At 73.8% G+C, this 12253-nt stretch carries 10 protein-coding genes; 3 read left to right on the top strand and 7 right to left on the bottom strand.

The genetic code is table 11. The features are described from left to right. Nucleotides 1-120: 120 nt before the first annotated feature. The gene (locus ACWEJX_RS05835) at nt 121-831 is read left to right on the top strand and encodes a DNA-binding response regulator (protein ID WP_451606278.1); all 711 of its coding nucleotides are present in this window, start codon (nt 121-123) and stop codon (nt 829-831) included. A gap of 102 nt (nt 832-933) precedes the next feature. On the opposite strand, the gene ACWEJX_RS05830 is transcribed toward ACWEJX_RS05835, so the two are convergent. Further along, nucleotides 934-1776 carry an ABC transporter permease gene (locus tag ACWEJX_RS05830; RefSeq protein ID WP_451606277.1) on the bottom strand — a complete coding sequence of 281 codons (843 nt, stop codon included), beginning with the start codon at nt 1774-1776 and terminating at the stop codon, nt 934-936. After that, nucleotides 1773-4406 (bottom strand): alpha/beta fold hydrolase, encoded by a 2634-nt coding sequence (locus ACWEJX_RS05825; protein ID WP_451606276.1) that lies wholly within the window; start codon nt 4404-4406, stop codon nt 1773-1775. The genes ACWEJX_RS05830 and ACWEJX_RS05825 overlap by 4 nt, the downstream gene beginning before the upstream one ends. 126 nt (nt 4407-4532) lie before the next feature. Here ACWEJX_RS05825 and ACWEJX_RS05820 point away from each other — a divergent pair, with 126 nt between their 5' ends. Then, entirely contained in the window at nt 4533-4952 is a 420-nt protein-coding gene (locus ACWEJX_RS05820; RefSeq protein WP_451606351.1) for an N-acetyltransferase family protein, read from the top strand. 84 nt (nt 4953-5036) lie between these two features. Here ACWEJX_RS05820 and ACWEJX_RS05815 read toward each other — a convergent pair whose 3' ends face one another. From ACWEJX_RS05815 to iolC, 5 genes are all read right to left on the bottom strand, one after another. Next, nucleotides 5037-5633, bottom strand: coding sequence for a DUF4291 domain-containing protein (locus ACWEJX_RS05815; RefSeq protein WP_451606275.1), 597 nt, complete (start codon nt 5631-5633; stop codon nt 5037-5039). A 63-nt stretch (nt 5634-5696) separates the two neighbouring features. Beyond that, complete coding sequence (mmsA, locus tag ACWEJX_RS05810; protein ID WP_451606274.1) at nt 5697-7199, bottom strand: CoA-acylating methylmalonate-semialdehyde dehydrogenase; 1503 nt, start codon at nt 7197-7199, stop codon at nt 5697-5699. Nucleotides 7200-7213: 14 nt separating this feature from the next. Continuing rightward, on the bottom strand, nt 7214-9085 hold the full coding sequence (iolD, locus tag ACWEJX_RS05805; protein ID WP_451606273.1) for a 3D-(3,5/4)-trihydroxycyclohexane-1,2-dione acylhydrolase (decyclizing): 1872 nt from the start codon (nt 9083-9085) through the stop codon (nt 7214-7216). Then, nucleotides 9082-9900, bottom strand: a complete 819-nt coding sequence (iolB, locus tag ACWEJX_RS05800; protein WP_451606272.1) for a 5-deoxy-glucuronate isomerase — start codon at nt 9898-9900, stop codon at nt 9082-9084. The genes iolD and iolB overlap by 4 nt, the downstream gene beginning before the upstream one ends. A 29-nt stretch (nt 9901-9929) precedes the next feature. Then, complete coding sequence (iolC, locus tag ACWEJX_RS05795) at nt 9930-11066, bottom strand: 5-dehydro-2-deoxygluconokinase (RefSeq protein ID WP_451606271.1); 1137 nt, start codon at nt 11064-11066, stop codon at nt 9930-9932. A gap of 147 nt (nt 11067-11213) precedes the next feature. On the opposite strand from iolC, the gene ACWEJX_RS05790 reads away from it, so the two are divergent. Further along, a complete protein-coding gene (locus ACWEJX_RS05790) occupies nt 11214-12131 on the top strand; it encodes a sugar phosphate isomerase/epimerase family protein (RefSeq protein WP_451606270.1) in 918 nt (305 codons plus the stop codon). Nucleotides 12132-12253 lie beyond the last annotated feature (122 nt).

Here is a 12253-nt window from a genome sequence, read left to right as displayed (position 1 = left end):
GGGCACGCCGCTGTGGCAGGGACTCGCCATCCTTTTCAACAGGGGTTGTCACCGTGCGCAGTCGCGTGCGTACATGGAGTGGCATAGGGTGGCACACCGATCGGGCGGGGGTGGTCAGCGGTGGCAGAGACTGCGGGCTCCGTGATGCTCGCCCGTTCGGCGATGGGCCGCGCCGGACCGGATCCGCAGCGCCTGGCCGGGCGCCCGGTCCGCGGCACCCGCCGGGTCAGCGCCGCGCTCGCCGGGCTCGCGGCCTCGGCCCGGCACGAGTTGCTGACCTTCGACGACCCGGCCGCCTCCGCGTCGCGCGCGATCCCCGAGCCGTTCCTGGAGCTTGCAGGAGCGTGCATGCGGGCGGCGGCGGAGCGGGCCTCGGAGGTCCGCCGCATCGTGCCCCGCCACGCGCTCCCCCACGTGGCGGGCACGGTGCGGGTGCCGGGGCGGGCGCGGGTCAGCGACTCGATCCCCTTCAAACTGATCGTCGTCGACCGCACGGTCGCGGCCGTCCCCCTCGACCTCGAACTCCTCTACAACGGCCTGCTCCTGATCCGCGACCCGGTCGTGATCGCCGCCCTGGTCCGCGCCCACCACACCTCCTGGGACACGGCCCAGGAACTCTCCGGCCTCACCCCACCCACCCGTGACCTCCCGCCCCAACTCCGCCCGGTCCTCGACGCGCTGCTCGCGGGCCTGACGGACGAGACGGCGGCGACCCGCCTCGGCATGTCGCCGCGAACGTACAGCCGACGGGTGGGTGAGCTGATGTCGGCCCTCGGCACGACGAGCCGCTTCCGCGCGGGCGCGGAAGCGGCTCGTAGGGGGTGGGTGTGAGGGGCGCCCCAGGCCCGGACGCCCTGCCGGCTCGCTACAGGGACCGCAGACCGGGTGTCCTCACGGGCGCCCCGTACGTCGGGTCGCCATCTCCCGCACCGCTCACGACACGATGTCCTTCCTCGCGAACCCCCGGAACGCCAGCGCGAAGAAGACCAGCGAGTACGTGACCGACACCGCCGCCCCCTTCACCATCCCCGCCCCCTCCAGCTGCGGCTGCAGCGCGTCGATCCAGGCGAACTGCCAGTGCGCCGGCAGGAAGGCGCGCCAGTCGCCGAGGGCGGTGACGGCGTCCAGGACGTTGCCGAGGACGGTGAGGCCGACGGCGCCGCCGACGGCGCCGAGCGGGGCGTCGGTGCGGGTGGAGAGCCAGAAGGCGAGGGCCGCGGTGACGAGTTGGGAGACGAAGAGGTAGCCGACGACGAGGGCGAGGCGGAGCACGGCGGTGGCGGCGGGGAGGGCGCCGCCGGTGGGGAGGGCGAGGGGGCCCCAGCCGTACGCGACGGTGCCGGCGGCCAGGGCGACGAGCGGGAGCAGGAGCATCGCGGCGGCGCTGAAGGCGAGGGCGACGGCGAGCTTGGACCACAGCAGGCGGGCCCGGGGGACGGGCGCGGCGAGCAGGTAGCGCAGGGAGGACCAGCCGGCCTCGGCGGCGACGGTGTCGCCGCAGAACAGGGCGACCGGGATGACGAGCAGGAAGCCCGCGGAGACGAAGAGGCAGGTCGCCGCGAAGTTGGCGCCGGAGGCGGTGGCGGTGTCCATCAGGGTGATGCGGTCGTTGCCGGCGCCGTCCGGGCCGCCGCCGATCGCGAAGGCGGTGATGAGGACGAACGGCAGGGCGGCCAGGATCAGGCCCATCACGAGGGTGCGGCGGCGGCCGAGTTGGCGTACCGCCTCCACCCGGAACCGCAGGGTGCGGTGAGGTGCGTAGCCCGGGGCGGTCATGCGTTCTCTCCTCCGATCAGGGTCAGGAAGGCGTCCTCCAGGCGCCGGTGCGGGCCCACGCCCGTCACCGGCACGTCGAGCCGGACCAGTTCGCCGATCAGCTGCGTGGAGGTGCGGTCCGTGAGCCGGACCAGCAGGCCGGCCTCCGTCCGTACCGCGCCGAGCTTCTCCACGACCGCGTCCGGCACCGGGCCGTCCAGGGTGACGAGGAGGGTGTCGCCGGAACCGCTGATCTCGCCGACCGGGCCGGCCGTGACGAGGCCGCCGCGGTCCATGACGACCAGGTGGGTGCAGGACTGTTCGACCTCGGCGAGGAGGTGGCTGGAGACGATGACGGTGCGGCCGCCGGCCGCGTACCGGATCATCACCTCCCGCATCTCGCGGATCTGCGGCGGGTCGAGCCCGTTGGTCGGCTCGTCGAGGATCAGCAGGTCGGGCAGGCCCAGCATGGCCTGGGCGATGGCGAGCCGCTGCCGCATGCCCTGCGAGTAGGTGCGTACGGACCGCTGGAGCGCGCCGCCCAGGTTGGCGATCCGCAGCGCCTCGTCGAGGTGGGCGTCCTCGGCGGGGCGGCCGGTGGCGCGCCAGTAGAGCTCCAGGTTCTCCCGCCCGGACAGGTGCGGCAGGAAACCGGCGCCCTCGACGAACGCGCCGACCCGGGAGAGCACCGGGGCGCCGGGGCGGATCGCCTGGCCGAAGACCCGGATCTCGCCCTGGTCGGGGGTGATGAGGCCCATGAGCATGCGCAGGGTGGTGGTCTTGCCGGCGCCGTTGGGGCCGAGCAGGCCGAGGACCTGGCCGCGTTCGACGCGGAAGGAGAGGTCGCGGACGCTGTACCGGTCGCCGCCCGCGTACTTCTTGGTCAGTCCGGTGATCTGCAGCGGCACGTCGGCCAGTCCGGGGTCGGCGGGCGGTGCGGTGGTGCGGCGCCGGGCGGTGAGGAGGAGTACGGCGGCGACGAGCGCGCCCGCGAGCGGCAGGCCCCACACCCACCACGGCAGGCCGGCCGCCCGGCCGGTCACGGCCGGGGCGGTCGGGACGGTGAGGGGGCTCGCGACGGAGACCGTGTACGTGGCGGGCGCGGCCGGCGAGGCGTAGCCGAGGTCCGTCGCGGCGAGCACGAGCCGCAGCCGGTGCCCGGTCGGCACCTCGTGGTCCACGGCCGGCAGGGTGAGCGTCAGCTCCCGGCCGAGGGCCGCGTGCTCCACCCGTACCGGTGTGACGAGTTGCGCGGGGAGCACCTGCTGCCGGCCGTCCGGCCCCACGTCGTACACCTTGGCGAAGAGCACCGCCGAGCCGTCGGGCGCGGTCGAGGTGACCCGGATGCGGACGGTCGGGGTGCCGGTGACGCGGATCGGGCGGGTCTGCGGCCGGGCGTCGAAGGCCGCGAACTGGCCCGGGAAGTCGAGCGAGAGGCCCACTCCGAGGGAGGAGGAGAGAGCGGAGAGGCCGCCGCCGAGGCCGGGCACGGCGGAGAGGGCGGGCGGGTTCGCGCCGGCCGGGTTGGCGAAGGACTGGGGCCGGCCCGACAGGACGACGTGGACGGGGCCGGCGGCGAGGCCGGGGTAGCGGTCGGCGGTGGCGGCGCGCAGGGTGGCCCGGCCGTCGGTGGAGTCGACGCCTCCGGTACGGCTGACGCGGAAGGCGGGCCCGGTGTCGACGGACGTGTCCCGCTTGAGGTGACGGTCGAACCAGGCGGTGATCCGGGCCTCGATCCGCCCGGTCTCGCGGTCGCCGCCGTCGTGGCCGCCGGCCGTCCAGTCGACGGCGACGGGCGCGCCGTTGGCGGCGATGGCGCGGGCCATGACGTCCGCCTGGCCGAGCGGGAAGAGCGAGTCGGCCTGGCCCTGGACGATGAGCGCGGGCACCTTGATGCGGGCGCCGACGGCGGACGGGCTGCGGGCCTCCAGGAGCGCGCGGGCGGCGGCGTCGGGGCGGCCGGAGACGGCGACGCGCTGGTAGAGGGCGCAGACCTCGGGGCTGAACCGCCCGCAGGAGCCCTTGCCGGCCCCGGATCCCGTCGTGAAGAAGATGCCGGACCAGAGCTTCTTGAACACGCCGTTCGGGAACAGGGCGTCGGCGAGGTTCCAGTACGTGATCTGCGGGGCGATCGCGTCGACGCGCGGGTCGTACCCGGCGGCGAGCAGCGCGACCGCGCCGCCGTACGACGCGCCGGTGACGCCGACGCGCGGGTCGCCCGGCTTGTCGAGCAGCACCTCGGGGCGGCGGGCCAGCCAGTCGACGAGGCCGCGCACGTCCTTGACCTCGCGCTGCGGGTCGTTGAGGCCGATCTGTCCGGTGGAGGCGCCGAAGCCCCGGGCGGACCAGGTCAGGACGGCGTAGCCGTCGCGGGCGAGCTGTTCGGCCTGGGCGCGGACGTCGTCCTTGGAGCCGCCGAAGCCGTGCCCGAGGAGGACGGCGGGGCGCCGGTGGCCGGGCTCTCCGGCGGTGAAGTACGAGGTGTCGAGCCGTACTCCGTCGAGGGCGAGCGTCCGGTCGGCGCGTCGGACGGGCGCCGGTTCGTCGGAGGCGACGGCACTCCAGGTGCCGGCGCCGCCGGCGAGGACGGCGAGGGCGGCGGCGGCAGCGGCCCACCGCGGCAGGCCCCTCCGGGGGAGTCGCAGCTTCATGGGTCGAGCCTAGGTGCCGGACGGGGCGGGCTCGGCTGCCCAGGGGCGGAGGTCGGCGGCCTTCTCAGGGCGTAGCCGCTACGGTCGTCGTACACCAGCCGCGGTATGCGCAACGGGAGGTACGGGGTGGAGATCCGGCGGGCGACGACGGTGGCGGAACTGCTCGCGGCGGCCCAGCTGTACGACGCGCCGCCCCGCGAGGACTGGGCGGCGGACTTCCTGGCCGCGCCGGGGCACGTGCTGCTGATCGCGTACGCGGCGGACGGCTCCCCCGCCGGCTTCGTGTCGGGGATCGAGATGCGCCACCCCGACAAGGGCGTGGAGATGTGCCTGTACGAGCTGTCCGTGGACGAGGCGCACCGGCGGCGGGGCGTCGGCCGGGCCCTGACGGAGGCCCTGGCGGCGGAGGCACGCTCGCGCGGCTGCTACGACATGTGGGTCGGCGTGGACACCGACAACGAGCCGGCGCTGCGCACCTACCGGTCGGCGGGCGCGGCGGACGAGGGGGTCTTCGCGATGCGCGTCTGGACGTTCGACGCCGGCTGATTGTTCGGGCCGCTGGGAAGCCGGGGGGCCGGGGGGCGGGGGGCCGGGGGCCGGGGGCCCGGGGGGGCCGCGACGACGCGGTCCTCACGGCACCAGGTGCGCCAGGAACTCCTCGCCCGCCGGGTACGGCCGCTCCTCGGGCAGCGACTCCCGCGCCTCCGTCAGCCGCCCCGCGCGTACGAGGCCGTGGATCTCGCGGGTCAGCGGCGTCACGTCGCGGATCCCGACCGTCCACTCGTCCGCGTACCGCCGCGACGCCTCGCCGGCCAGGCCGAGCTGGAGCGAGCGGTGGTCGAGCGCCCGCAGGTGCAGGTCCCGCTCGGGGTCCCACTGGACGCGGGCCGGCGCGCGCTTCAACTCACGCTGCCAGGAGGCCTGGTCGGTGTGGAAACCGCGCACGTAGTGGGAGAGGCAGGCGTGCCGCAGCGCCCACTCGAAGCCCTCGCGGGTGATCTCGACGGCGAGGACGGTCTCCTGGCCCTCCTTCAGGCCCCAGCCGCAGCGGTAGGCCATCCACAGGAACGAGGGCTTGATCCAGGTCATCCGGTCCCGCTTCCACGCGGCCGGGAAGCGCCCGTCGCGGGCGGCCGGGAGGCCGATCGACGGGGTGTACGCCTGGTAGACGGTCACCGTGGTGTCGGTGTGGACGGCCCTGATCTGGTGTTTCGGCGGAACGTTCATGGCCCCCAGGGTGCGTCGGAACACACCCAGGGGGCCACCGGATTACCGCCCGTCAGTGGACCGTCAGTGGTTGCGCGGGAAGCCCAGGTCCACGCCCGCCGGGGCCTCGGAGGGGTCGGGCCAGCGGGTGGTGACGACCTTCCCGCGGGTGTAGAAGTGGACGCCGTCGTTGCCGTAGATGTGGTGGTCGCCGAAGAGCGAGTCCTTCCAGCCACCGAAGGAGTGGTAGCCCACCGGCACCGGGATCGGCACGTTCACGCCGACCATGCCCGCCTGGATCTCCAGCTGGAAGCGGCGGGCGGCGCCGCCGTCGCGGGTGAAGATGGCGGTGCCGTTGCCGAACGGCGAGGCGTTGATCAGGGCCACGCCCTCCTCGTACGTCTCGGCGCGCAGCACGCACAGGACCGGGCCGAAGATCTCGTCCTGGTACGCCTTGGCGGTGGTGGGGACGTGGTCCAGGAGGGACAGGCCGATCCAGTGGCCGTCCTCGTAACCGTCGACGGTGTAGCCGGTGCCGTCGAGGACGACCTCGCAGCCCTCGTCCGCCGCGCCGTGGACGTAGGAGGCGACCTTGTCGCGGTGGACGGCCGTGATGAGCGGGCCCATCTCGGAGGTCGGGTCGTTGCCGGGGCCGATCTTGATCTTCTCGGCGCGCTCGCGGATCTTCTGGACCAGCTCGTCGCCGATCGCGCCGACCGCGACGACCGCGGAGATCGCCATGCAGCGCTCGCCGGCCGAGCCGTACGCCGCCGAGACCGCCGCGTCGGCGGCCGCGTCCAGGTCGGCGTCGGGCAGCACCAGCATGTGGTTCTTGGCGCCGCCGAGCGCCTGGACGCGCTTGCCGTTGGCGGAGGCGGTGGTGTGGATGTAGCGGGCGATCGGGGTCGAGCCGACGAAGGAGATCGCGGAGACGTCCGGGTGCTCCAGGAGCCGGTCCACGGCCACCTTGTCGCCGTGCACGACGTTGAAGACGCCGTCCGGCAGGCCGGCCTCGGCGAGCAGCTCGGCGATCTTCAGGGACGGCGACGGGTCCTTCTCGCTGGGCTTGAGGATGAAGGTGTTGCCGCAGGCGATGGCGATGGGGAACATCCACATCGGCACCATCGCCGGGAAGTTGAACGGGGTGATGCCGGCCACGACACCCACCGGCTGGCGGATCGCGGCCACGTCCACCCGGTTGGACACCTGGGTGGACAGCTCGCCCTTGAGCTGGGTGGTGATGCCGCAGGCCAGGTCGACGATCTCCAGGCCGCGGGCGACCTCGCCGAGCGCGTCCGAGTGCACCTTGCCGTGCTCGGCGACGATCAGCTCGGCGATGGCGTCGCGGTTGGCGTCGAGCAGCGCGCGGAACTTGAAGAGGATCGTGGTGCGCTGGGCCAGCGAGGAGGTGCCCCAGGTCAGATAGGCGTCCTTGGCGGCGGCGACGGCCGCGTCGACCTCCTCGACGGACGCGAGCGCCACCTGCGTGGTGACGGCGCCGGTGGCCGGGTCGGTGACCGGGCCCCAGTTGCCCGACGTGCCCTCGACGGTCTTGCCACCGATCCAGTGGTGGACGGTCTTCGTCATGACGAGTTACTCCTTCAGAGATGGCGGCGTCGGGCGGTGACGTGCCGGTCGTACTCCTCGCGGGCCTTGACCGCCGACGGTCGGGTCGAGGTCTCGGCCACGGGCACATCCCACCACGCCTGGGCGGGGGGCGCGCCCGACACACTGTCTGCCGTTTCGGTCTCGACGTAGACACATGTGGGAACCGTCGCCTCCCGTGCGTCCGCGAGCGCTTCCCGCAGGTCACGCACGGTGCGGGCGCGCAGCACCCGCATGCCGAGGGAGGCGGCGTTGGCGGCCAGGTCGACGGGCAGGGGCGGCCCGGTGAAGCCGCCGTCCGCCGCCCGGAAGCGGTAGTCGGTGCCGTACCGCTCGGCTCCCACGGCCTCCGACAGGCCGCCGATCGACGCGTAGCCGTGGTTCTGCAGGATGACCACCTTGATCGGCAGGCGCTGCTGCACGGCGGTGACGATTTCGGTGGGGTTCATCAGATACGTACCGTCGCCGACGAGCGCCCAGACGGGCCGGCCGGGCGCGGCGAGGGCGACGCCGATGGCCGCCGGGATCTCGTAGCCCATGCAGGAGTAGCCGTACTCGACGTGGTACTGGTCCGAGGAGCGGGCCCGCCACAGCTTGTGGAGGTCGCCGGGGAGCGAGCCGGCCGCGTTGACCAGGATGTCGTCGGCGGTGATCAGAGTGTCGAGTGCGCCGAGCACCTGGACCTGGGTGGGGCGGGCGTCCTCGCTCTCCGGGGCGTACGCCGCGTCGACGCGGGCTTCCCAGCGGAGCTTCTCCTCGGCGTACTCGTGCGCGTAGTGCGCGCTGACGTGGTGCTGCTCCAGCAGCGCGTGGAGCTGCTCCAGGCCCTCGCGGGCGTCCGCGACCAGCGGCAGCGCCGCCATCCGGTGGCTGTCGAAGGCCGTGACGTTGAGGTTGACGAACCGCACGGCGGGGTGGCCGAAGAGGGTGCCGGACGCGGTGGTGAAGTCGGTCCAGCGGGTGCCGATCCCGATCACCAGGTCCGCGGTGCGGGCCAGGTGGTCGGCGGCGGCCGTGCCGGTGTGGCCGATGCCGCCCATGTCCTGCGGGTGGCCGTGGGGCAGCGCTCCCTTCCCGGCCTGGGTGGAGGCGACCGGGATGCCGGTCCGTGCGGCGAAGTCGGAGAGCGCCTCCTCGGCCTCGCTGTACCTGACACCGCCGCCGACGACGATCAGGGGCCGGGACGCCCGGCCGATGGCGGCGGCCGCCGCGTCCAGTTCGTCCTCGTCCGGCGACAGGCGCCGGACCCGCCAGGTGCGCTCGGCGAAGAACTCCTCGGGCCAGGCGTACGCCTCTGCCTGGACGTCCTGCGGAAGGGCGAGGGTGACGGCGCCGGTCTCCGCGGGGTCGGTGAGGACCCGCACCGCTTCGAGGGCGGCCGGGATCAGCGCCTCGGGGCGAACGATCCGGTCGAAGTACCGGGAGACGGGCCGCAGGCAGTCGTTGACGGAGACGTCGCCGGCGTACGGCACCTGGAGCTGCTGGAGGACGGGGTCGGCGGGGCGGGTGGCGAAGGTGTCGCCGGGCAGCAGGAGGACGGGGATCCGGTTGATCGTGGCGAGGGCGGCACCGGTGACGAGGTTGGTGGCGCCGGGACCGATGGAGGTGGTGACGGCGTGCGCCTGGAGCCGGCGGGACTGGCGGGCGTAGCCGACGGCCGCGTGCACCATGGCCTGTTCGTTGCGGCCCTGGTGGTACGGCATGAGCGCGCCGTACTCGACGAGCGCCTGGCCGATCCCAGCGACGTTGCCGTGGCCGAAGATGCCCCAGGTGGCGGTGATCAGGCGGCGGCGCACGCCGTCGCGCTCGGTGTGCTGCGCGGCGAGGAAGCGCACCAGGGCCTGGGCGACGGTCAGCCGGACGCTCATGCGTATCCCTCCGTGTGGTCGGGGTGGAAGCTGATCCGCCACTCCCGCTCGGAGCCGGGGCCCGCCATGACGTTCAGGTAGTAGAGGTCGTGGCCGGGCTGCGCGATCGACGGCCCGTGCCAGCCGTCGGGGACGAGGACGGCGTCGCCGGTGCGGACCTCGGCGAGCAGCTCGGCGCCGCCGGGGCGGGACGGGGTGATCCGCTGGTAGCCGTAGCCGTGCGGGCCGCGGACCTCGTAGTAGTAGATCTCCTCCAGGACGGACTCCTCGCCCGGGCGGTGCTCGTCGTGCTTGTGCGGCGGATAGGAGGACCAGTTGCCGCCGGGGGTGAGCACCTCGACGGCGATCAGCCGGTCGCACGGAAACGCGTCGGCCGCGGCGAAGTTCCGCACCTGGCGGGCGCGGTTGCCGCTCCCGCGGGTCTCGACGGGAACCTCCGGCGCGGGGCCGTAGCGGGCGGGGAGTCGTCGCTCGCACTTCGCTCCTGCCAAAGCGAAGCGGCCTCCCGCACCGGAGGCGATCTGGGCGTGGGCGTCCCTGGGCACATAGGCGAAGTCCGAGACCCCGTCGAACACGCTCGCGCGCCCCACGAGTTCGAGGATTTCCCCGTCTGCGCGCACCGTACCGCCCCCGGACAGCGGAAGCACCACCCATTCGCTGTTCCCTGCCTCGAACTCGTGGGTCCCGCCGGGCGGCAGGTCGAGCACGCGCAGCGAGCTGTGCGCCCAGCCGGCCAGCGAGGGCTCGATGTCGACGGCGTAGGGCCCGCGGGCGGCGGCTCCGGAGGGGAGGTGCAGGTGCGGTGTGACTTCCATGATCTGTGCCTACCCGTTGTCCGGCGGCCTCACCGGCCGCGCGGGGAGTTCCGGGTGATCTCGGGGTCCCCGGGGCCGAGGTCCTCGGGGTTCCCGGGGCTGCGATTCTCGGGGTTCCCCGGGCCCCTGGCCCCGAGGAGGTCAGGGTTCTCGGGGATGTCGGAGTTCTCGGGGATCGAGCCGGTGCCGTGCTCCAGTGCGAGGGCGATCTCGGTGTCGTACGGCATCGCGGAGGAGCAGGCGAGCCGGCCCGCGACGATCGCGCCGGCCGCGTTGGCGTGGCGCAGCACCCGCTCCAGGTCCCAGCCGGCGAGCAGGCCGTGGACGAGCGCGCCGCCGAACGCGTCGCCCGCGCCGAGGCCGTTGACGACGTCGACCGGCAGCGGCGGGACCTCGGCGCCGGTGCCGTCGGCGGCGAGGGCGAGCACGCCCTTGGGGCCCTGTTTCACGACGGCGAGCCGCACGCCCGCGGCGAGCAGGGCGCGGGCGGCGGCGTGCGGCTCGCGCTCACCGGTCGCGATCTCGCACTCCTCGACGTTGCCGACGGCGACCGTGGCGTGCCGCAGCGCCTCCCGGTAGAGCGGCCGGGCCTCGTCGGCGGGCGTGTCGCCGTCCCAGAGGGTGGGCCGCCAGTCCAGGTCGAAGACGGTCGGCGCGTCGGGAGCGGCGTGCGCGGCCCGCTCGCGCAGCGCGGCGAGCGTGGCCGAGCGGCTGGGCTCGGCGCTCAGGCCGGTGCCGGTCGCCCAGAAGGCGCGCGCGGTCCGCAGGGCCGCCAGGTCCAGCTCGCCGGGGTGGATCTCCAGGTCGGGGGCCTTGGGGTGGCGGTAGAAGTGAAGGGGGAAGTGGTCGGGCGGGAAGATCTCGCAGAAGGTGAGCGGCGTGGGATGGGCGGCGACCTCGGTCACCCAGCGGTCGTCCACCCCGAACGCCCGCAGCTCGCGGTGCAGGTACGTGCCGAACGGGTCGGCGCCGGTGCGGCTGACGAGTGCGACCCGCCGGCCCAGGCGCGCGGCGGCGACGGCGACGTTGGCCGGCGAGCCGCCGAGGAACTTCCCGAAGGTCTCGGCCCGGGCCAGCTCCACCCCGACCCGCAGCGGATAGAGGTCCACGCCGAGCCGGCCCATCGTGATCAGGTCGTACGGCTGGTCGTACGGCTCCGCCGCCATGCCACGTCACCTCTCGCCACGGCCCCCCGGGCCCACGCCCCAGGTCTATCCACGGCCCCGGACGGTGTCAACGACATGTCCTGACATTCGGACGCGCCGTCGGACGACGTCTTGACGGCTTTCCGGGTCCGTCCCAAGGTGGCATTCATGACGATCCCGACGAACCCGTCGCCGCCGTCCCGTATCCGTGTGGGTTCCGCCCCCGACTCCTGGGGGGTGTGGTTCCCGGACGACCCCCGGCAGGTGCCGTGGCAGCGGTTCCTCGACGAGGTGGCGGGCGCCGGATACGCCTGGATCGAGCTCGGCCCGTACGGCTATCTGCCCACCGATCCGGGCGTCCTCGCCGAGGAGACCGCCCACCGGGGGCTGAGCGTCTCGGCCGCGACCGTGTTCACCGGGCTGCACCGCGGCCCGGAGGTGTGGGAGCGGACCTGGGGACATGTGGCCGAGAACGCTGCCCTCGCCCAGGCGATGGGCGCCGAGCACCTGGTCGTGATCCCCTCCTTCTGGCGGGACGACCGCACCGGCGCCGTCCTGGAGGACCGCGTCCTCGGCGCCGAGCAGTGGCGCCATCTGACCGGTCTGACCGAGCGGCTCGGCCACGAGGTCCGGGAGCGCTACGGCCTGCGGATCGTCGTCCACCCGCACGCCGACACCCATCTCGACAGCGAGGAGAACGTCACCCGCTTCCTGGACGCCACCGACCCGGACCTGGTCTCGCTCTGTCTGGACACCGGGCACTACGCCTACTGCGGCGGCGACAGCGTCAAGCTGATCGAGACCTACGGCGAGCGGATCGGCTACCTGCACCTCAAGCAGGTCGATCCCGAAGTGCTGGCCCAGGTCGTCGCCGACGAGGTGCCGTTCGGCCCGGCGGTGGCCCGCGGGGTGATGTGCGAGCCACCGGCCGGTATCCCGGCCCTCGAACCGGTCCTCGCCGCCGCGCGGGCCCTGGACGTCGACCTGTTCGCGATCGTCGAGCAGGACATGTACCCGTGCGACCCGGACCGGCCGTACCCGATCGCCGAGCGCACCCGCCACTTCCTCCGCTCCTGCGGTTACTGATGTCCCGCTGATGCGGTGTGTCACTTTCGTTCCATCCGTCCTCCCTTCGTCACACATATCTCCATTACGCGGGTTTTCCGTCACAGGCGCTCAACAGCCGCTCTCCTCCTGTCGGCAGGGGC

Source organism: Streptomyces sp. NPDC004788 (assembly GCF_053601115.1).
The sequence above is the reverse complement of the archived record's forward strand: the minus strand, read 5'-3'. Positions and strand labels throughout refer to the sequence as shown.